The organism is Bacterioplanes sanyensis (genome assembly GCF_002237535.1).
Taxonomy (GTDB): Bacteria; Pseudomonadota; Gammaproteobacteria; order Pseudomonadales; family Oceanobacteraceae; genus Bacterioplanes; species Bacterioplanes sanyensis_A.
This window is the reverse complement of the sequence record NZ_CP022530.1, coordinates 4236680-4255328: the sequence shown is the minus strand read 5'-3', so window position 1 is coordinate 4255328 and position 18649 is coordinate 4236680. Positions and strand designations below refer to the sequence as shown.

Sequence of the window (18649 nt, the reverse complement as noted above, 5' to 3'; positions counted from 1 at the left end):
TTCCTTTTTAGCGTTGTCGATGGCTTGCCATGGACATCAGCAGGCCAAATGCCAGCATCAAACTGACGACCGATGTGCCGCCATAGCTCACCAGAGGTAAGGGTACTCCGACAACCGGTAAAATACCGCTGACCATACCAATGTTTACGAAAACGTAGATGAAAAAGGTCACTGCCAGTGAGCCAGATAGCAGCCGAGCGAACAAAGTGTCGCAGCGAGTCGACAAATACAAGCCGCGCAAAATGATCAGGCAGTAAAGTGCCAGCAGCATCAGAACACCCGCTAACCCTAATTCTTCAGCCAATACGGCGATAATAAAGTCGGTGTGGCTTTCCGGTAAAAATTCCAGCTGCGACTGGGTGCCGTGCAGAAAACCTTTGCCATCAATACCACCGCTGCCGATGGCGGTTTTCGATTGAATGATATTCCAACCTGCGCCGAGCTTGTCGCTTTCAGGATTCAGAAAAGTGAGGACGCGCTGCTTTTGGTAATCGTGCATGACAAAAAACCACATCAGCGGCGCCGATGCGGCCACCACCGCCACCATCGAACCGATCAGCCACCAGGACATGCCAGCAAAAAACAGCACCAAAAGCCCTGAGGTACCGATCAAAATCGCGGTGCCCAAGTCAGGCTGCTTGAGAATCATCACAGTTGGAATGGCAATGATGCACAACGCCTTAAACAGATCGATCAATCGCGGCGGTACTGAGCGTTGCGCCATAAACCAAGCAACGGTCAGCGGCAGTACCAGCTTGACCAACTCGGATGGCTGAAAGCGCGGAAGCCCTGGAATGGCCAGCCAGCGCTGTGCACCTTTGGCTCCGACGCCGACCAGCAATACAGCCGCCAGCGCCATCAAGCCGACGATAAAGGCCCAAGGGGCGACACGCTCATACCAACGCGGAGGAATCTGCGCGGCAATGCCGAGCAAGGTAAAACCGATGCCAAAGTGAATGGCTTGGCGCGTGACCATGCCCCAGTCGCGCCCACTGGCGCTGTACAGCAGCACCAAGCCTGCACTGCACAACAGCAGTAACAGCAGCAACAGGGGCAAGTCTAAGTGGATCCGTGCAAACCAGGCTTTGCTGCGCTGGAAGCCCTGCATGGAGCCACTGCTGATGCTGCGGTGAAAATCGGTACTGGCCACTAACCCTGATCCTCCGCCAAGTACTGGTTGATCAACGCTTGAGCAATCGGACCTGCGGTGGTGCCAGCGGACTCGCCGTTTTCAACGATTACCGCTATGGCAATTTGCGGCTTGTCTACCGGAGCAAAGGCGGTGAACAGCGCGTGGTCACGCAGTCGCTCGGCCAATGCTTCGGAGTCGTATTCTTCGTTTTGCTTGATACCCACCACTTGCGCCGTGCCGGTTTTGCCAGCCATCGGTACTTTTAAGGTTTTACGCAACCGCCAACCGGTGCCATGGGCACCGATGATCACATCTTCCATCGACTTTGCCATGCGCTGCCAACCTTGCGGGTCTTTCAGCTCGATGTCAGGGGGAGGGCTTTGCTCTGGCTCGAAGGCTTCGCCATTGGTGGCAGCCAGTAAGCGCGGTAAGTGCCAGCGGCCATGGGCAGCTAGCACCGCTGTGGCCGTTGCCATTTGCAGCGGTGTCGCCTTCATAAAGCCTTGGCCGATGCTCATATTGACGGTGTCGCCAGCGAACCAGAAGCTACCGCGGTGATGGCGTTTCCACTCGCGATCGGGAAGCAGCCCTGGCAAGGCATTGATGACGTCCACCGAGGTGTCACGGCCAAAGCCGAACTGCCCTAAAAACGGCGACAACTGGTCAATGCCCATGCGCACGGACAGCTCCCAAAAATAGGTGTCACAGGACTCGACCATGGCCTTGTGCATATCGACGGTGCCGTGGCCACTGCGCTTCCAGTCGCGATAGACGCGATCGTAATTGTCGATTTTGAACCAGCCAGGATCACGAATGGTGGTGTTCCAATCGGCAACACCGGACTCTAACAGCGCTAGGCCAACAAAGGACTTTAACGTGGAGGCGGGTGGATACTGGCCGCGTGCGGCACGATCAAACAACGGCAGATCCGGATCGTTGCTAAGGTCGCCATAGTCTTTGTAGGAGATACCGGTCACGAACAGGTTGGGGTCGAACCCTGGGTTGCTATAAAAGGCCAAAATGCCACCGGTATTGACGTCGATGGCGACGGCGGCGCCGCGAAAGCCCTGCATTTCTTGCTGTGCGCGCTGCTGCAGGCGGGCATCCAAGTGCAGGGTTAAGTCTTGCCCTGGAATGGGATCTTGCTGCTCTAGGACCCGAATCACGCGCCCGCGCGCATTGGTCTCAACTTTTTGATAGCCCACTTCGCCGTGCAGAAGGTCTTCGTAGCGGCGCTCTATGCCAATTTTGCCAATATGATGGGTGGCGCTGTAGCGGCGCTTTTGCTCCTCGTCGCTTTCAATGCGGCCCTGGTCTTTGGCATTGATGCGACCCACGTAGCCCAGCACGTGGGCAAAACTTTCGCCCAGTGGGTAATGGCGCACCAGTTGTGCTTCCACCTCTAAGCCCGGCAGGAAAAAGCGATTGACCAAGATTTGTGCAATTTCTTCTTCGTCCAAGCGGTGCCGCACGACCACCGGCTCGTAGGGGCTGCGGCGCAGCTCTAAGCGTTGTTCAAAGGCTTCGCGATCGCGTTCGCTAAGGCCAATCAGTCGCTCAACTTCGGCCAATGTAGTATCGATGTCATCGACTCGTTCGGGCACCAACGTCAGGCTGTAAGAGGGAATGTTTTCTGCCAACAGTACGCCGTTGCGGTCGTATATCAGGCCGCGTGTCGGTGCCACCGGTCGCATGGCGATGCGATTGTTTTCCGACAGATCTTTGTACTTCTCATGCTCGGTAATCTGTAGGTGGGCCATGCGCCACGCCAAGGTGCCGAGCAGCGCCAGAATGATGACCGCCAGTACCAGCGCACGGATCTGAAATAAGCGTTTCTCTGCCGATTTGTCCCTGAACGATGCGTCCATCATGGCAGCTGGCCCGGTTACTTATGGTAGGGGTGGCCCTGGAGTATGCTCCAGGCACGGTACAGTTGCTCGGCGACCACAACCCGCACCAGAGGATGCGGCAGAGTCAGGTTAGACAGTGACCAGCGCTGGCGAGCCAGGGCCAAGATGTCACTGCTCATGCCATCCGGGCCGCCAATCAAGATCGCCACATCGCCGCCTTGCATGCGCCAGTTTTCCAGCTGTTGCGCCAATTGAGGTGTGGTCCAAGGTTTGCCCAACACCTCTAAGGTGACGACGTGATCTTGAGGGCGGATGGCTTTGCGCAGGGCGTCCGCCTCCTGGCGCATGGCCTTCTCTACGCTGCTGGACTTACTGCGTTGCCCGGGTGCGATTTCAACCAATTCCAGCGCGCAGTCGTTAGGGAGACGCTTGCTGTATTCGTTGAAACCTTGCTCGACCCAGGCTGGCATTTTCTGGCCCACTGCCAGCAAACGCAGCTTCATTGCGCCTGGCTTCCCTCACTGTCGTTGGGTTCACCCCACAGACGTTCTAGGTCGTAAAAATGACGTGCCTGGTCGGTCATCACGTGGACCACCACATCGATGAGATCCAGCAACACCCAGTCAGCCGCAGCGCGGCCTTCGGTACCGTTGATCTTCAGGCCGGCGTGCTTGGCTTTCTCTTCAACGTTGGCAATCACTGCAGCGACGTGGCGGTTAGAGGTACCGGTGGCAATGATCATCCAATCGGTCACGGAGGTGCGGCCGCGAACATCCAGAGTCGTGATGTTTTGGGCCTTCATGTCGTCCAGTGCGTCAAACACCAGCGCTTTAATGTCGTCTGTTTGCATTCAGAAGTTATCGATACAGTTGTTGTTGATTAAGGTAGTTCAGCACAGCAGGTGGAACTAAGAAGCTCACATTCTCGCCTTGCTTGAGGGCGCGACGCAAGTAAGAGGAGGAGATATCCAGCTCCGGCCAGTGATGACAGCAGATACGACCGGTGCGGCTGGCCAGAAGTTCAGCCACTTGGCACTGGCGCTGCTCCAGCTGTTGCTCCTGCCAGTGACTGGTGTTTTGCAGCCCCGGACGGCTGACCACCAGCAAGTTGGCTTGCTCTAACAGTGCCAGCGGCTGGTGCCAGTGCTCAAAGCCTTGCCAGGCGTCTTGTCCCATCACCCAGGTAAAAGCCACACCGCTGTGGCGCTGATGCAGGGCTTCCACCGTGATGGCGCTGTAGCTGAGTTCCTCGCGCTCCAGTTCAATACTGCAAGGCACGATGCCATCCAGGCCGGTGCAGGCCTGCTCGAGCATGGCCAGGCGGTGTTCGGCGCTGGCCTGGGGCTGTGGGCGATGTGGTGGTATGCGGTTGGGGATCAGCAATACACGATCAAAACCTAGGTCGCGCAGTTGCACCGCGATTCTTAGGTGGCCGATATGAATGGGATCAAACGTGCCACCCAGCAGCGCCCAATGAGGCGGACTATTTGCGGATTTCACCATTACCCAACACAACGTATTTTTGTGACGTTAACCCCTCCAGGCCAACCGGGCCGCGGGCGTGAATTTTGTCGGTAGAGATACCAATCTCCGCCCCTAGACCGTATTCAAAACCATCGGCAAAGCGCGTTGAGGCATTGACCATCACTGAGCTGGAATCGACCTCGGTGAGAAAACGCCGCGCCAGAGTGTAGTTTTCGGTCACTATGCTGTCGGTATGATGAGAGCCGTGTCGGTTGATGTGGTCAATGGCAGCGTCCAAATCATCGACGATGGCAATCGACAGAATCGGCGCCAAGTATTCGGTGTCCCAGTCTTGCTCGGTGGCGGCAAGCGCATGGCTCAGCAAGGTGCAGGTTCGTTCGCAGCCACGCAGCTCGACATCCAACGCGCGATAGGCGGCTGCCAAATCGGGCAGTATCTGCTCGGCCACTGCTTGGTGCACCAATAAGGTTTCCATGGTGTTGCAGGTGCCGTAGCGGTGAGTCTTGGCATTGATGGCGATGTTGGTGGCTTTGCCCAAGTCGGCAAATTCATCGATATAGACGTGGCAAATGCCATCCAGGTGTTTGATCACCGTCACTTGAGCTTCGCGGCTGATACGCTCGATCAAGCCTTTGCCGCCACGAGGCACGATCACATCGACATAATCTGGCATGGTGATCAAGGCGCCAACGGCAGCTCTGTCGGTGGTGTCGACCACCTGCACCGCTTGTGCGGGTAGTCCCGCCGTTTGCAGCCCTGCACGAATGCACTCAGCCAACGCCCGGTTGGAATCAATCGCTTCTGAGCCACCGCGCAAGATTGCGGCGTTGCCAGATTTCAAACACAAGCTGGCGGCTTCGATGGTGACGTTCGGGCGGCTTTCATAAATGATGCCAATCACGCCCAGTGGCACGCGCATCTTGCCCACCTGAATACCGCTGGGGCGATAGCTTAAGTCGGTGATTTCACCGACTGGGTCGGTTAAGGACGCCACCTGATGCAGGCCTTCCACCATAGTATCGATGCGGGCGTCGGTCAGCTCCAAGCGGTCCAGTAATGCGGCTTCTAGGCCGTTGTCACGACCGCGTTGCATGTCGTTGGCATTGGCTTGCTTGAGTGTCTCGCGGCGGGATTCAATTTCCGCGGCGATGGCCAGCAGCGCAGCGTTTTTGTCCTGACTGGACGCACGCGCCATCGCCCTGGATGCCTGGCGTGCTTGCTGTCCCAGCGTGTGCATGTATTCAGTGACGTTCATCGTAGGCACCTGAAAACGTTAAATGGAAGTCGGTGTTACTGGCCAGCACTCTATGGCGCCTTGGCAACGGCCCTAGGCGTTCAGAGGCGTGTTGGTACGACCTAAAAGTGCGCTAGTATACACCGAAGCCAGCCTCTCGGGGCTGGTGGCAGCTGGGCACGATAACAACAAAAGGCCGCGCATGGAAAAAACACAACTGCACAGTTTGGTCGTACTGCAGGTGAAAATTATCTATTGCCTGCTGGCAGCGCTGGGTTTAAGCGTGATTGCGGTGCTGGATCTACTCGAAAGCAAATACTTGTTTGCCACCGTCGCCGCCAGTTTCTCTTTGGGTTTGGTGGTGTATGCGGGCTACTTGTTATTGCGCCGCAAAAAGCGATCGTCGCCGTATCCTGAATGGCTGTTAGTGGGCTTGCTGTGTGTATTTACCTTGTTTGGCATGCAGGAAAGTGCGCAGGTGGTGCATTGGATCTATTTTGTACCTATTTACTCGTATTTTCTGTTTTCTTTGCGCGTTGCCAGTTACATAACCCTGGTTTACAGCGTGGCCTTGGTGGCGTTGGTGTTGCTGCAGTTTGACCCGTATTTACGGCTGCAAACTTTGTTTACCTACGCTGCGTGTTATGTGTTTTCAGTCATGTACGCCTTGATTAATGAGCATAATGGTCGTGGCATGACGCAAGTGGTGCACACCGACTCCCTGACTCAGGTATACAACGAACACCAATTGCTGCTCGACCTGAATAAAGAAATTACTCGTGCGGACCGCATGCGTTGCGACCTTATGTTGGTGACGGTGACAACACCAGAACGCTGGCAGTGTTTAAAAGTGGAAGATTACGAACAGCGTTTATTGTATTTAGGTCGTCGCATAAAACCCTATTTACGCCCCTACGATACCTGCTACCGCATGCAAAACGACGATTTTATTGTGCTGATGCCGCACAGCGACGAGCAGCAGGCGCAGCAGTTGGCCTCGCAGTTACGCGACTCGCTAACCAATAGTCGGTTGCAGCAGGAAGTGATTGGCATTGCCGTCGAAGCGTATCAACCGGAAGACGATGTCGAAACGCTGCTGCAACGCGTTCAGGGTGGCTCGCTATGAATCTCGATCTATCACCGCAGCAATTACTGCCGCGCTTGCAAGTGCTGGTGTTTATTCTGGCGGCGGTGGCCATTGCGGTATTAATGGTGGATCAATTTCGCCAAGGTCTGTATTCGTTGGTATTGACCAACGCCATTGCTATTCCGGCGTTTTTGTTCAGCGCCATGTTTATTTACATCAATCGTGATCGGCACGGTTATCTGTGGGTAAATTATGCTCTGGTGCTGATTTTGTCGGCGCTGGCGGTGTATCAGTTGCCAGACTATCCGCAGTTAATGATGCATTATCTCTATGCACTGCCGCTGTTCAGTTATTTTTGTTTGCCGATTTTTCATGCCACCTTGCTGAATTTGGCCATTGGCGTACTGATGACGGCCATCATCTGGTTTGACAGTAATACCGCCAACGGCCTGCGTACCGGAACAAATTATGCGCTGCTGCTGGGCTCGGCTTGGTGCTTTGCCTACCTGATTCAAATGAAGTCGCGGGCGTTGAAGCGTTTGTCGCTGACCGACCCGTATTCGGGTGCTTACAACCGTCGCCATTTTGAATCGGTGTTGGAGCGCGAGGTGGCTCGTGCGCAAGCGACATCGGGGCGTTTAAGTCTGATCGGTTTGGAGCTCGACGACTGGCCACAGTGGTTGGATATTCACGGACGCGCTGCGGTATTAAAGTTTTTACCCGAGTTTGTGCATGAGGCGCAGCAACAAATCCGCGCTGGTGATGACGTTTTTCGGTTGGAAAAAGAGCTGTTTGTATTGTTGCTGCCAGGCTGCCCAGAGGATGGCGCCATCGTGCTGATGGAGCGCGTCAAACGTGTATTGCAGCAACACACTTGGAATCCATTTGCCGAGATTACCCTGAGCGCGGCGGCAGTCAGCTGGCAAAGCGATGACACCGCCGAGTTTTTATTAAAGCGTTTGCAGGTCAAATTAACCCAGCAGCGGCGCACCAGCTTGCAGCTGGCCGCCTTTCAGGACTAACGGGCAGGCCTGCATTACGCCTTGGCTTTGATAATGCGCACCATGGTCGGCGTTTTCACTCTGGGGATATCCACCTTTCCGTAGCAGTCAGCTGGGTCAATAACGCTCACCTTGGTGAAACCATCTTGCTCAAACCCAGCGGCAATGGCGTCGTTGCTGCGATAGTGCAATGGCCACTGGCCGCGGGTGAAAAAACCTACCAGCTTTTGCGCCAGTTTGACGTAGCGATAGGATGGGTGCTCGACCAGATCCGGGTACAGGTCGGTGACGTAATACCCCGCAGGGAAGGCCGATAGCGCTGAGGCAATGCGTGCCCATACTGGGCGGATTTGCTCAAGCGCAAAGTAGTTCACCAACCCTTCACTGATGACTACGGTCGGTTGTTGCTTATCCAGCTGTTCTAGCAATGCCTCGATGCTATCTGGGCCTTGCTGCTCGAGAATATTGCACGGCCGCATGCTGTGCTTGGCATTGCTCGTCAGTCGTTCCAGCAGTTTACTTTTGCGCTGCGCCATGGCGGGTAAATCGCTTTCGATGTAAGTCAGCTGTGGGTATTGGCGGTATAGGCGATAGCCGCGCGGTGACAGTCCAGCGGCCAGTTCCACCACCTGTGTCACTCCGTGATGCTCTATCAGCTCACGCAGCTGCGCATCGAGTACCTTGTGGCGCTGCAATAGAAAGATATCGATGTTGGCACCGGCCAAGCGTGTCAGCAGCCAGTTGATGGGGGCCAAGGTGGCGTAAGACAGACGTCCCATGGTAGTGGCAAAGGCTGGGGCAGATAACCCGTGACGCAGCCACACCATACCTGTGTAGTGGGCGCTGATGCTGATTCTGGACGTGTCGGCAGTCTCTGTAGATGTTGTCATGGCAAGAAGCGTTGTTATTGTTGTGATGCACGGCAGAATACCCTGTTCATCATCATCTCTCTATCCTTGCATTTATGTCTGAGCTGTTAGCGTCTTGGAACGCCTTTTTAGCGGGCGCCGACCCGAGCTGGTTGTTGCTGGCCTTGTTTGCCGTTGCCTTGCTAGAGTCCTTGCTGGTAGTGGGGCTGCTGGTGCCGGGGGTGGCGCTGCTGCTGGCCTTGTGCTTGCTGGCGGCAGAGTTGGCAGTGCCTTGGTGGTGGTGGTGGTTGGTGGGCAGTGCCGGCGCCTTTGCTGGCGATACTCTCAGCTTTGCCATCGGCCACTGGGCTGGGGAGCGTTTGCATCGCTGGCCTTACCTGCGCCAAAGGCCCGAAGAGCTAGCACGCGGGCGTGAGTTTTTCCGCCGGTACGGCAGTTGGAGTGTGGCGATTGGCCGCTTTATTGGCCCGCTGCGGCCGATTGTACCGGCCTTAGCCGCGGCGCTGTCGATGCCGTGGCTGACCTTCTTGTGGGTGAATGCTTTATCTGCGCTGGCTTGGGGAGCGGTCTATTTACTGCCACCACTGTGGCTGGGGCAAATGTTGTCGTTGACCGGCTGGCAGATGGTCCTGGCGGTGGGGGGGATGACCCTGGTCGCCCTGTGGCTGCTGCGTCGTTTGCCCCGTGGCTGACCCCCTCAATCTGTGTTACTTATCCTTTATTCGACTTGTTAAACATCCCTCTTCGCGCCTTGGTTGAGGGATTTTCAGCTTATAACAGCGTGATCGAAATCGGCTTACAGGCCCTAGCGTGAACGCGCGGCGCGCAGATCTTTTTGTGCCTCACCCAGCTGGTATTCCAAGTCGGCAATGCGTTGGCGATCCGATTGTTTTTGCTGCTCTAAGGCATGGTGCTGGTCGGCAATCTGTTGCAAGCTGAGCTCTGCTTCTTGCACTTGCTGCTGCCAGCGCCGACTGAGCACATAACCCACAATGCCGCCACCAATCGCCATGCCAGCCAAAAACGCCAATGCCAGAATCATAGAGTTGTTCCTCGTCTCGTGTGTGGAACCCATGATACTCAGCCAGCGTTAATGTCGATAGCCTGGCTGTGCAAGGATGCGCAAACCGTTCGCAAGGCTGGTAAAATGCCGCGCATCTAACCAATCACAGGACCTGGGTGTGACGATTTCTGAGCTGGTGGCAACAAGCGGTGCGCAGATGCGTATCTTTGATATGGGGCGGCGTGTAAGCAAGGTGAATAAAGCGCTATTCGCCGAATTTGAGCAGTTGGCGCGGCCATATCCAACGCCTTATTTGCGCCACGCTTGGCTCGGCATCCTCAGCTGGCATCCCAAGCAGCCTGGTCAGCACAGCATCTGGTTTTTAAAGCTCCCTCTGGATGAGCAAAATATTTTGCAACCCGGGCCTCGTGATGCGTTTTTGCAGCATTGGCTGCGCGTGGCGGCGGCGCCAGAGCAAGATCATGGAGAAGCCCCTTGTGCATACAAGCCGGACGGCAACCGCATGGCCTACTTTCATGCCTTGGCGGCCAAAGTGCTCGACCAGCCTGGCAGCCAGTATTACGCCACAGCGCGCGGTTACCTGAGCGGCGACAGTGGCTGGGACAACTGGCAAGGCGTCGGCCTGCAAGGGTTGGCGGAAGTGGTGGCGCGGCTTGAGGAAGAGGGCAATCAGGTGTTGGTGCGTGATGCCATGGCGCACATGCCGGCGGTGCCGCGCAACGTGGTGCTGGGCTTTCTGGAAAACGTCAACGTCGGCCACGAACTGACGGTTGCCATCAATGATAGGTTGGCTACGGTGGTGGCCGAGCAAGCCAGTGCAGCAGACTTGGCTGCATTTGCTCGTGGACTCAGTCAGAGCACCAACGTGGAGCAACGCCGGGCCTTATTGCTGGCCATTCTGGCGCACCCGATGGCGGCGGATATGGAAGTGATGGCGTCGGTATCGAGTCGCTGTTGGCAGGATCTGGAAGGCGACTTGCTGTTGCAATATCTGGAGCGTCTGGCGGAAACCGATCAGCAAGGTCAGGCTTTTATGCCGCTGGTGTCGGACCTGATGACGCTGCCCGGAAAACGCGAGCACATCATGGCAGCGTTTCGTCATCCGAAGCGCACCGAGCGTTTGAGCCAAGCCATTGGTGATTTGCTCAGTCGCGTGCGCCAAGGTGGTATGCAGTGAATCATTGTCCATGTGGCAGTGGCCAGGCCTACCAGGCGTGTTGTGAACCACTGCACCAGGGACAGGCGGCTAGCAGTGCTGAAGCATTGATGCGTTCGCGTTACAGCGCTTTTGTTCAGCAGCGCTCTGACTATTTGCTGTCCAGCTGGCATGTCAGCACCAGGCCGGGCAGTTTACCTCTGGATGATGACACGCATTGGCTGGGCCTTACGGTAGAGCGCCATCAACAGCAAGGCGATAGCGCTGAGGTGTGTTTTGTGGCGCGCTTTCACGCTCAGGGTCGATACCAGCAGCTGTGGGAGTGCTCTCGTTTCGTACGTGAGCAGGGACACTGGTTTTATGTCGATGGCGATGCGCGCTGGCAAAGCTGGCAACCGGGTCGCAATGATGCCTGCCCATGTGGCAGTGGCAACAAGTTCAAACGCTGCTGTGCGGGTTAACACCCGCAGTCACGGGCAGCGCTCGTGCGCAGAGCCGGGTTAAGTTGGGGCTGGGTTTAATTTGGGCTTGGTTTCGTTAGGACTGGGATTAGTTAGGGCGGGTCATGCCTCGCACCATCATGCCCCAGGTCATCATCAGCGCGCCGACAATGGATACCAGCATCATCAGGTTCACGAAGGTAGCATGGCGCTGGTAGTAACTGCTGTGCTGTTGCACCTGCTCTGAGCACTGGCCGCTGGCAAGGTCTAACTGCAGCCCCAGCTCTTTGCAGTCATTGATGGCTGACATTTCCAAGCCATACAAACTCAGCAGTAAGATGCCGGGGAGAGCGAAAAGCAAAGCGCCATAGCGCAACATAGAGAACTCCGGAAACAAAATGACGGTTGGCAGATCGTGTCCAATGCTTGACTTTGACCAGCTAATGTTTTCATCTTACCGCTAGTCTTGAACCTTTAAAACGATAATAACTGACGCTGCTGTTATGAAATTCTCCATCCTAATGCTCACATTGCTGTTGGGAAGTGCTGTTCAGGCAGCGGATCTCGACATCCTGTTACAACAAATCAAAACCGACATTGCTGCCAAGCGGCTGTCGACCCCGGCAGGCAACAACGCGCTGGAGCGCATTGATGCGTTTCGCCAGGCTGCGCCGTTCGACTATCGGGTGTTACCGCTGATATACGAGTGGGGAGACACCTACCTGCAGTTGGCCAACGAAGCGATGGACGCCGGTGATGTGCGCCGCGCCAATGGTTACCTGGAGCGAGTGTGGCAAGTGGCGTCGTTGACGCCTGGGCTGGAGCAAGCGCAGGCGCGTTTGGACCAGCTGGCATCGGGCACGCAAGTCGCAACAGCCCCGCAGCCGAAAAAAGACAGCGCAGCCGAGGCCGAGCGTCAGCGCCGGATGGCCGCCGCGGCAGAAGCTGAGCGAGCCAAACTGGAACGTGAGCGCCAGCGCCGCTTGGAAGAAGCCGCGCGTCAACAACAGCAAGAACAACAACGAGCGCTGGCGGAGCGCAAACAGCGTGAAGAAGAAGAGCGTCAGCGCCGTTTGGCAGCAGAAAAAGCCGCCGCCGAGCAACGTTTAGCTGAGCAGCAAGCCGCACAGCGCGCTGCCGCCGAACAAGCCAAGCAAGCAGCGGCGGTTGCCGTCGTGACAGAAACAACAAAAGCAACAGCTCAGCCAGAGCAAAGCGCTGCCAGCGATAACACTGCTGAGCAAACCAAACTGGCGGAATATCCGCTCGATGCCGCCATGATTGTTGATCGCAATCGCGACATCACTGACAGCCTCAAGCCTATTTGCCAAGCCATTCTCGACAATGATGCGTCTGTGGTAATTCATGCTGCAGAGCGTGCCGATTATCGTTGGCTGACGGTGCGCTTTACCCTGTGCCTGCGTCGCCTTGATCGCACCTTCCGCTTGCGCCACAGCTTTGCTCAGGTGGAAGAAGCCGCTCCGCACATCACCTTGCACCCGGCGCGCTCGTTGCCGCTGGTCAGCCAGTGAATGTGAGCCGTTACTGAGTTTGGATCAGTAACGGCGCACTTTACCAGATCTGACACTGACACGCGCACACAGCGTGTTACAATCCGCGTGTTTTTATTCGAATTTTTTATATTTATGTTGCGCATCTCTGTAGTTCTGCTGACGTTATTCTCTTCCTGCCTGTCCATGGCTTCGATGATCATCCCGGCACCGCCGAAACTGGCGGCCGATGCCTACATTTTGATGGACGCCGATACCGGTCAAATTATCGTTGAGCATGAGGCGGATAAACGCCGCCCACCGGCCAGCTTAACCAAAATGATGACCAGCTATATTGCGGTGCATGAACTGCAGTTGGGCAATGTCAGTGAAGACACCATGATCCCGATCAGTGTCAAAGCCTGGCAAAAAGGCGGCTCAAAAATGTTCGTGCGTGAAGGCACGGAAGTGCCGCTGATCGATTTATTGCGTGGCATTATTGTGCAGTCGGGTAACGATGCATCGGTGGCGGTAGCGGAATACTTTTCCGGCTCTGAGGAGGCCTACGCTGATTGGATGAATCAGTACGCCAAAACCTTTGGCATGGACAATACGCATTTCTTGAATGCCACCGGCTGGCCGGTAGAAGGGCACTACTCCACCGCCCGTGACATGGCGGTGTTAGCACGCCACATCATCAAAGATCACCCAGAGTTCTATTCGCTGTACGCGGAAAAGTACTACGAGTACAACGACATTCGCCAACCGAATCGCAATAAGCTGTTGTGGCGTCGCAGCAGCCACTTCACTGTGGATGGCTTGAAAACCGGCCACACCGACGAAGCGGGCTACTGTTTGGCAGCGTCAGCAGAAAGTGAGGGCACGCGTTTTATCGCTGTGGTGATGGGGACACGCAATGACGATGCCCGCACACGTGAGACGCAAAAACTGCTCGCCTACGGCTTTCGTTATTATCAAACCCAGCAGATCCACTCAGCGGGTGACGTGCTGCAAACTCAGCCTGTGTGGCTGGGGCAAAGCGATACGCTCGATTTAGTGTTAGAAAACGACTTGTCGCTAACCTTGCCTCGTGGTGGTGATGATGAGCTGGTGAAGGTGGTGAATTACAACGAATATCTGGAAGCGCCCATCGAGCAAGGCCAGGTGGTGGGCAGCCTGAGCATCACCCGTGACGGTGATGTGGTGGCTGAACGTCCATTGATTGCCGCCAATGCCGTTGCCGAAGCTGGTTTCTTTGGTCGCTTGTTTGGCAAAATACAGCTGTTCTTTGCGCGTTTGTTTGCCACTTCTTGAAGTCGCGACGACAGCCCCCATTAATGCGTCTTGGCTGGCCAGTGGCCGGCGTTGATGTTGCTGCGAGGAAGAGCCTGTGAGCCAGCCTGAACCCCCAAAGATAGAATTTCCCTGTGATGACTACCCGATCAAAATTCTCGGCACCGGTGTGGAGAATTACGATCAGCTGGTGATCGACATCATTCGTGTACATGCGCCAGACTTTGACGCACAACGGTTACAAGTGCGCGACAGCCGCAACGGTCGCTTCCGTGCGCTGACTGTCTACATCCGCGCTACCGGCCCAGAGCAACTGCAGCGTATTCACAACGACCTGTCGGCGCAAAGCTTTGTACACATGGTGATGTAAACCAGCTATGTCGATTCAGGTCCGCCACTTGGGTGTTCAACCTTACGACGCCGTCTACCAAGACATGCTGTCGTACACCGAGGCGCGCGACGCCAACACCGCCGATCAAATTTGGTTATTGCAGCACCCGCCGGTTTTTACTCAGGGGCAAGCCGGTAAAGCCGAACATGTGCTGCTGCCGGGGGATATCCCAGTGGTGCAAACGGATCGTGGCGGGCAAGTCACATACCACGGCCCTGGGCAGTTGGTGGCGTATTTGCTGATCGACATAAAGCGCCTAGGAATGGGGCCACGGCAGCTGGTCAGCCTGATCGAACAGGCGATTGTGAATACTCTTAGCCAATGGCACATTGACGCAGCACCGCGCGCCGATGCGCCGGGTGTGTATGTGGCGGAGCGCAAAATTGCGTCCTTAGGCCTGCGCATCAAGCAGGGGCGCTCTTTCCACGGCTTGGCACTGAACGTCGATATGGATTTGCAGCCTTTTCAACGCATCAACCCCTGTGGTTATGCCGGCATGGAAATGACGCAAATGACACAGGAGTGCGATATGACCGTGGTATTGGAAACGGTTGAACAGCACTTAGCGGCAGAGCTGCTGCGGTTATTTGAATCCTGCGGGGAGTAATATGAAAAACATCTTGTTGGGCTCGCTGCTGTTAGCAGCGGCGACGGTTGAAGCACAGCCGCGTTACAACTTAGCGCTGGTGTCGGATTATATTTTTCGTGGGCTGACGAAAACCGATCACGAGCCGGCATTGCAAGGCGGCACCGACGTCAAACGTGGCGATGCCTATGCTGGTATCTGGTTTTCTAACATCGACACTCCAGACGAATCTGAGGGTATTCCAGTGGAGATGGATGCCTATTTTGGTTACAACCATCGTTTTGGTGGCTTTAACCTTGATACCAGCGTCATTACCTACAACTATTTGGTCGACAGCCTGCAAGATGAAACCGAGTTTCGCTTGGCCACCAACCCGTCCAAGGGCTGGGAGCTCAGCGTTGCCCGTGGCATCAAGCAAAAAACCTGGTACCCCGAGATTCGCTACGAGCAATACCTGCAGCATCGCTTGTACTTGGATTTAATCGCAGGGGTTTGGTTGGCGGACGATGCTGACGATAAAGGCATCAGTTTGCGTGCTGAACTGGCGCGTGACTTCCCTGAGTTTTACAGCATCGACTTGTTTGTCGCCGCCGACTACATCAGTGATGAAACGCCGTTCGGTATGGACAACGACAAAGATGACTCAGATTTTCAAGTCGTCTTTGGCATTCGCAAAAACTTTTAACGCCTATCTTTATGCCAGTCTGGCGCTGCTACAACAGCGCCAAGTCTATCTCGGCAAAGGACTGCACCACACGATGACGAGACGTCTGTGGCACATCCGCTCGACACACCAATACGGTCTGTAATCCAGCGCCAGCAGCGGCGTCTAATTCCGCTTCGATGTCGGACAAAAACAAAATATTGCCAGCGCCAACAGCGTGCTCATTTTGCAGCTCTGCAGCAATGTGCTGATACGATGCGACGTCTTGTTTGGCACCAATGCGGGTATCGAAATGACCGCTGAACAAAGGCAATAAATCGCCATCACAACTGTGGGCAAAAAACAGCTGCTGGGCCTGCACTGAACCGGACGAATAGACATACAACGGCAAGTGCTGTGACCAATCGCGCAGCGCGGCGGTGGCGTCGGCGTACATGTGTGCTTGATAGTCGCCTTGCTGATAACCGCGCTGCCAAATCATGCCTTGCAAGGTTTTTAATGGCGTGGCTTTGCGGTCTTCATCAATCCAACAGAGCAATGCGTCAATCAGCTCGTCCGTAGATGACGCCTCACGACCTTCGGTTAGTAACAGTGCTTGCGTTTGTTGCAGGCACTGCTGTACGTCGGGCTGCGCTTCATGCGCGCAGACAAACTCGCGCAGATGCTGGCGGGCGTAGGGGAACAAAACGTCTTTGACGAAGGCGATGGAGGAGGTGGTGCCTTCAATGTCGGTCACTATGGCGGCGATGCTCATTAATGATTGTCCAAGCGGTTAAACAGGTTGGCAATGTCGCTGCCACTGAACTGGGCGACCCAGCCCTCTGGGTTGGTAAACCAGCGAATGGCCACGAACCCTGGGTTGGGTCCCATATCAAACCAATGCGGAGTGTTGGCGGGTACCTTGATCAAGTCGCCGGCCACGCAGTGAACTTCAAATACCCGTTGTTGCAGGTGAATGGTGAACAAGCCTTCGCCGGCGGCGAAGAAGCGCACTTCGTCTTCGCCATGGGTATGCTCCTGCAAGAACTTCTGACGCAGCGCGGCTTTGTCTGGGTGGCTGCTGTCGAGGCTAATCACGTCGACGCTTTGATAGCCATGTTGCTGCTGTAAGCGCTCTACGTCATCGGCGTAGCGGCTCAAAACCTGTTCTGGCGCCACACCGGGCTGCAGTTCAGCATGCACCGGCCACTGCTCGAAGTGAATGCCGATGTCGCTCAGGTGATGCTGAATCTTGCTGATGTTGCTGGTGGTAAACAACAAGTTGGTTGGATCGTGGTCCGGATAAATGCGGATCGTTGTCATGATTGGTCTCCTCGCGCCATGCGTCGCCATTCAAATTCGTAGCGGAACAAATGCTCCAATGCCTCAAGGTGGCGGAAGCATTCATCCAGATCTTGTCCCCAGGTGTACACACCATGGCCGCGAATTAGATAACAAGGGGCATGATGCTGACTGTCGAGACGCTGGCTGACCTGTTGGGCCAGCAGGTCAATGTCCTGGCTGTTGGCAAAAATAGGGATGTGTATGGTGGCTTCGTGAGTGTGTTGTCCTGCCAGTGCTTTTTGCAGCTCCCAGCCTTCGATGTGCAGCTCATCTGCACCGACCATACGAGATAGCATCACTGCGTATTGCGAATGGGTGTGTAACACCGCACCGATGCCGTCAATATCACGGTACAGCTGTGTGTGCAGGGCGGTCTCGGCCGATGGTTTGCCTGCGGTCAGCGCTTGGTTGTGCAGGTCGACTTGCATCAGTTGGTCTACCTGCAGCTGTCCCTTGTCACGCCCGGAGGTGGTGATCAAGCAGCGCTGCTGGTCCAAGCGCACCGAGTAATTGGAGCTGGTGGCAGGCGACCAGTCGCGTTGATAGATGCGTCGGCTGACGTCGCACAGTTGTTGTGCCAGAGTGGAAACGTCCATCTGCCTTCCTTAGCGCGACAGCAACGAGGCAATGACCTCGGTCGAGGGCGCAGGAATGATGCCTTTTTCACACACAATGGCGGTAATGAGCTCAGCAGGGGTGACGTCAAACGAGGGGTTGGCGGCGTCGCAACCGCTTGGGGCGATGGCGCTGCCATGCAGCTCGGTCACCTCAGTGGCCGGGCGCTGTTCAATCACAATGTCATCGCCATTGGCAATGCTCAGATCGAAGCTGCTCGACGGAGCCACCACCATCAACTTAGCGCCGTGATGCTTGGCTAATACGGCCAAGCTGTAGGTGCCAATTTTATTGGCGACATCGCCATTGGCAGCAATGCGGTCGGCGCCGACGATGATCCAGTCAATGCCTTGGCCTTGCTGCTGTTGTTGTTTCATCACGTGCGCCGCTGCGCCATCGCACACCAACGTTACTGGGATCTGCTCCTGCATCAGCTCCCAGCAGGTTAAGCGTGCGCCTTGCAGCCACGGCCGCGTCTCTCCAGCAAACACCTGTGCCAGCTTGCCATCTTGCCAAGCGCTGCGAATCACGCCGAGTGCGGTGCCGTGGCCACCGGTAGCGAGAGCACCGGTATTGCAGTGGGTGTAAACATGGCTGCCTTCACCCAGCAGCGAAGCCCCAAACTGGGCCATGGTTTGGTTAGCTGCAATGTCCTCGCTGTGAATACGGCGCGCTTCGGCCACCAGCTCAGCGTGGCTGCTGTGATTAAGGGCGACCATGCGATCCAGCGCCCAAAACAGATTCACTGCAGTGGGGCGTGATTCGGCCAACACCTGATAGGCGTGCTGTAAGTCACCGCCGTGCAGAGCTTCCAGGGCGTAACCGTAGGCTGCGGCAATGCCAATGGCTGGCGCGCCGCGCACCACCATGTCACGAATGGCGTCGGCAACGTCTTGGGCGTTATAGCAATCAATATAGTGCTGTTGATGTGGCAGTTGGCGTTGATCCAGCAAGCGCAAATGCTGCTGTTGCCAGTCGATGGCATGAACCTGAGAATGCATCTATACGAC

The 18649-nt window shown here is 55.8% G+C and carries 23 protein-coding genes; 10 read left to right on the top strand and 13 right to left on the bottom strand.

Annotation, left to right across the window (positions count from 1 at the left end):
- Positions 1–7: 7 nt before the first annotated feature.
- From rodA to CHH28_RS19540, 6 genes are read right to left on the bottom strand one after another with little or no spacing between them, the layout of a single operon-like run.
- Entirely contained in the window at positions 8–1150 is a 1143-nt protein-coding gene (gene rodA / locus CHH28_RS19565; RefSeq protein ID WP_420093156.1) for a rod shape-determining protein RodA, read from the bottom strand.
- The gene (gene mrdA / locus CHH28_RS19560) at positions 1150–3003 is read right to left on the bottom strand and encodes a penicillin-binding protein 2 (RefSeq protein ID WP_094061894.1); all 1854 of its coding nucleotides are present in this window, start codon (positions 3001–3003) and stop codon (positions 1150–1152) included. Before mrdA ends, rodA begins: the two co-directional genes overlap by 1 nt.
- 14 nt (positions 3004–3017) lie before the next feature.
- Entirely contained in the window at positions 3018–3485 is a 468-nt protein-coding gene (gene rlmH, locus CHH28_RS19555; protein WP_094061893.1) for a 23S rRNA (pseudouridine(1915)-N(3))-methyltransferase RlmH, read from the bottom strand.
- Positions 3482–3832, bottom strand: coding sequence for a ribosome silencing factor (gene rsfS / locus CHH28_RS19550; protein WP_094061892.1), 351 nt, complete (start codon positions 3830–3832; stop codon positions 3482–3484). Before rsfS ends, rlmH begins: the two co-directional genes overlap by 4 nt.
- A 7-nt stretch (positions 3833–3839) precedes the next feature.
- Entirely contained in the window at positions 3840–4484 is a 645-nt protein-coding gene (nadD, locus tag CHH28_RS19545; RefSeq protein ID WP_094061891.1) for a nicotinate-nucleotide adenylyltransferase, read from the bottom strand.
- Positions 4465–5721, bottom strand: coding sequence for a glutamate-5-semialdehyde dehydrogenase (locus CHH28_RS19540; protein ID WP_094061890.1), 1257 nt, complete (start codon positions 5719–5721; stop codon positions 4465–4467). Before CHH28_RS19540 ends, nadD begins: the two co-directional genes overlap by 20 nt.
- Before the next feature lie 181 nt (positions 5722–5902).
- On the opposite strand from CHH28_RS19540, the gene CHH28_RS19535 reads away from it, so the two are divergent.
- Both CHH28_RS19535 and CHH28_RS19530 read left to right on the top strand, forming a co-directional pair.
- Complete coding sequence (locus tag CHH28_RS19535) at positions 5903–6826, top strand: diguanylate cyclase domain-containing protein (protein WP_157730015.1); 924 nt, start codon at positions 5903–5905, stop codon at positions 6824–6826.
- Positions 6823–7809, top strand: coding sequence for a GGDEF domain-containing protein (locus CHH28_RS19530; RefSeq protein ID WP_094061888.1), 987 nt, complete (start codon positions 6823–6825; stop codon positions 7807–7809). Before CHH28_RS19535 ends, CHH28_RS19530 begins: the two co-directional genes overlap by 4 nt.
- A 14-nt stretch (positions 7810–7823) precedes the next feature.
- On the opposite strand, the gene CHH28_RS19525 is transcribed toward CHH28_RS19530, so the two are convergent.
- A complete protein-coding gene (locus CHH28_RS19525; RefSeq protein WP_094061887.1) occupies positions 7824–8678 on the bottom strand; it encodes a class I SAM-dependent methyltransferase in 855 nt (284 codons plus the stop codon).
- 74 nt (positions 8679–8752) lie between these two features.
- Between CHH28_RS19525 and CHH28_RS19520 the strand changes: the two genes are divergently transcribed.
- A complete protein-coding gene (locus CHH28_RS19520) occupies positions 8753–9349 on the top strand; it encodes a DedA family protein (protein ID WP_094061886.1) in 597 nt (198 codons plus the stop codon).
- A 113-nt stretch (positions 9350–9462) separates the two neighbouring features.
- Here CHH28_RS19520 and CHH28_RS19515 read toward each other — a convergent pair whose 3' ends face one another.
- Positions 9463–9699 (bottom strand): hypothetical protein, encoded by a 237-nt coding sequence (locus CHH28_RS19515; protein WP_094061885.1) that lies wholly within the window; start codon positions 9697–9699, stop codon positions 9463–9465.
- A gap of 139 nt (positions 9700–9838) precedes the next feature.
- Here CHH28_RS19515 and CHH28_RS19510 point away from each other — a divergent pair, with 139 nt between their 5' ends.
- Together CHH28_RS19510 and CHH28_RS19505 are read left to right on the top strand one after the other, a co-directional pair.
- Complete coding sequence (locus CHH28_RS19510) at positions 9839–10858, top strand: DUF3549 family protein (RefSeq protein WP_157730014.1); 1020 nt, start codon at positions 9839–9841, stop codon at positions 10856–10858.
- Entirely contained in the window at positions 10855–11298 is a 444-nt protein-coding gene (locus CHH28_RS19505; RefSeq protein ID WP_094061883.1) for a YchJ family protein, read from the top strand. Before CHH28_RS19510 ends, CHH28_RS19505 begins: the two co-directional genes overlap by 4 nt.
- Positions 11299–11386: 88 nt before the next feature.
- On the opposite strand, the gene CHH28_RS19500 is transcribed toward CHH28_RS19505, so the two are convergent.
- Positions 11387–11656: a hypothetical protein gene (locus tag CHH28_RS19500; RefSeq protein WP_094061882.1), complete on the bottom strand. Its 270-nt coding sequence runs from the start codon at positions 11654–11656 to the stop codon at positions 11387–11389.
- A 124-nt stretch (positions 11657–11780) separates the two neighbouring features.
- Between CHH28_RS19500 and CHH28_RS19495 the strand changes: the two genes are divergently transcribed.
- The 5 genes from CHH28_RS19495 (at position 11781) to CHH28_RS19475 (ending at position 15722) form a co-directional block, all read left to right on the top strand.
- Positions 11781–12809, top strand: a complete 1029-nt coding sequence (locus CHH28_RS19495) for a hypothetical protein (RefSeq protein WP_157730013.1) — start codon at positions 11781–11783, stop codon at positions 12807–12809.
- A 165-nt stretch (positions 12810–12974) separates the two neighbouring features.
- Positions 12975–14081, top strand: coding sequence for a D-alanyl-D-alanine carboxypeptidase family protein (locus tag CHH28_RS19490; protein WP_233243675.1), 1107 nt, complete (start codon positions 12975–12977; stop codon positions 14079–14081).
- Positions 14082–14157: 76 nt separating this feature from the next.
- Complete coding sequence (locus CHH28_RS19485; RefSeq protein ID WP_094061880.1) at positions 14158–14430, top strand: YbeD family protein; 273 nt, start codon at positions 14158–14160, stop codon at positions 14428–14430.
- A 7-nt stretch (positions 14431–14437) separates the two neighbouring features.
- On the top strand, positions 14438–15058 hold the full coding sequence (gene lipB / locus CHH28_RS19480) for a lipoyl(octanoyl) transferase LipB (RefSeq protein WP_094061879.1): 621 nt from the start codon (positions 14438–14440) through the stop codon (positions 15056–15058).
- Between the two features lies 1 nt (position 15059).
- On the top strand, positions 15060–15722 hold the full coding sequence (locus CHH28_RS19475; RefSeq protein ID WP_094061878.1) for a TorF family putative porin: 663 nt from the start codon (positions 15060–15062) through the stop codon (positions 15720–15722).
- 28 nt (positions 15723–15750) lie between these two features.
- Here the strand turns inward: CHH28_RS19475 and mtnC are convergent, their stop codons facing one another.
- Genes mtnC through mtnA form a run of 4 tightly spaced genes read right to left on the bottom strand, consistent with a single transcriptional unit; the run spans position 15751 to position 18640 of the window.
- A complete protein-coding gene (gene mtnC, locus CHH28_RS19470; protein ID WP_094061877.1) occupies positions 15751–16455 on the bottom strand; it encodes an acireductone synthase in 705 nt (234 codons plus the stop codon).
- Complete coding sequence (locus CHH28_RS19465; RefSeq protein WP_094061876.1) at positions 16455–17003, bottom strand: 1,2-dihydroxy-3-keto-5-methylthiopentene dioxygenase; 549 nt, start codon at positions 17001–17003, stop codon at positions 16455–16457. Before CHH28_RS19465 ends, mtnC begins: the two co-directional genes overlap by 1 nt.
- A complete protein-coding gene (locus CHH28_RS19460) occupies positions 17000–17620 on the bottom strand; it encodes a methylthioribulose 1-phosphate dehydratase (RefSeq protein WP_094061875.1) in 621 nt (206 codons plus the stop codon). Before CHH28_RS19460 ends, CHH28_RS19465 begins: the two co-directional genes overlap by 4 nt.
- 9 nt (positions 17621–17629) lie before the next feature.
- Positions 17630–18640: an S-methyl-5-thioribose-1-phosphate isomerase gene (mtnA, locus tag CHH28_RS19455; protein WP_094061874.1), complete on the bottom strand. Its 1011-nt coding sequence runs from the start codon at positions 18638–18640 to the stop codon at positions 17630–17632.
- Between the last annotated feature and the right edge of the window lie 9 nt (positions 18641–18649).

Bases quoted from the DNA above. Each gene is read 5' to 3' on its own strand.
- mrdA (WP_094061894.1), bottom strand. From the start codon at position 3,003: ATGATGGACGCATCGTTCAGGGACAAATCGGCAGAGAAACGCTTATTT.
- rlmH (WP_094061893.1), bottom strand. From the start codon at position 3,485: ATGAAGCTGCGTTTGCTGGCAGTGGGCCAGAAAATGCCAGCCTGGGTC.
- rsfS (WP_094061892.1), bottom strand. From the start codon at position 3,832: ATGCAAACAGACGACATTAAAGCGCTGGTGTTTGACGCACTGGACGAC.
- nadD (WP_094061891.1), bottom strand. From the start codon at position 4,484: ATGGTGAAATCCGCAAATAGTCCGCCTCATTGGGCGCTGCTGGGTGGC.
- CHH28_RS19540 (WP_094061890.1), bottom strand. From the start codon at position 5,721: ATGAACGTCACTGAATACATGCACACGCTGGGACAGCAAGCACGCCAG.
- CHH28_RS19535 (WP_157730015.1), top strand. From the start codon at position 5,903: ATGGAAAAAACACAACTGCACAGTTTGGTCGTACTGCAGGTGAAAATT.
- CHH28_RS19530 (WP_094061888.1), top strand. From the start codon at position 6,823: ATGAATCTCGATCTATCACCGCAGCAATTACTGCCGCGCTTGCAAGTG.
- CHH28_RS19525 (WP_094061887.1), bottom strand. From the start codon at position 8,678: ATGACAACATCTACAGAGACTGCCGACACGTCCAGAATCAGCATCAGC.
- CHH28_RS19520 (WP_094061886.1), top strand. From the start codon at position 8,753: ATGTCTGAGCTGTTAGCGTCTTGGAACGCCTTTTTAGCGGGCGCCGAC.
- CHH28_RS19515 (WP_094061885.1), bottom strand. From the start codon at position 9,699: ATGATTCTGGCATTGGCGTTTTTGGCTGGCATGGCGATTGGTGGCGGC.
- CHH28_RS19500 (WP_094061882.1), bottom strand. From the start codon at position 11,656: ATGTTGCGCTATGGCGCTTTGCTTTTCGCTCTCCCCGGCATCTTACTG.
- CHH28_RS19495 (WP_157730013.1), top strand. From the start codon at position 11,781: ATGAAATTCTCCATCCTAATGCTCACATTGCTGTTGGGAAGTGCTGTT.
- CHH28_RS19490 (WP_233243675.1), top strand. From the start codon at position 12,975: ATGGCTTCGATGATCATCCCGGCACCGCCGAAACTGGCGGCCGATGCC.
- lipB (WP_094061879.1), top strand. From the start codon at position 14,438: ATGTCGATTCAGGTCCGCCACTTGGGTGTTCAACCTTACGACGCCGTC.
- CHH28_RS19475 (WP_094061878.1), top strand. From the start codon at position 15,060: ATGAAAAACATCTTGTTGGGCTCGCTGCTGTTAGCAGCGGCGACGGTT.
- mtnC (WP_094061877.1), bottom strand. From the start codon at position 16,455: ATGAGCATCGCCGCCATAGTGACCGACATTGAAGGCACCACCTCCTCC.
- CHH28_RS19465 (WP_094061876.1), bottom strand. From the start codon at position 17,003: ATGACAACGATCCGCATTTATCCGGACCACGATCCAACCAACTTGTTG.
- CHH28_RS19460 (WP_094061875.1), bottom strand. From the start codon at position 17,620: ATGGACGTTTCCACTCTGGCACAACAACTGTGCGACGTCAGCCGACGC.
- mtnA (WP_094061874.1), bottom strand. From the start codon at position 18,640: ATGCATTCTCAGGTTCATGCCATCGACTGGCAACAGCAGCATTTGCGC.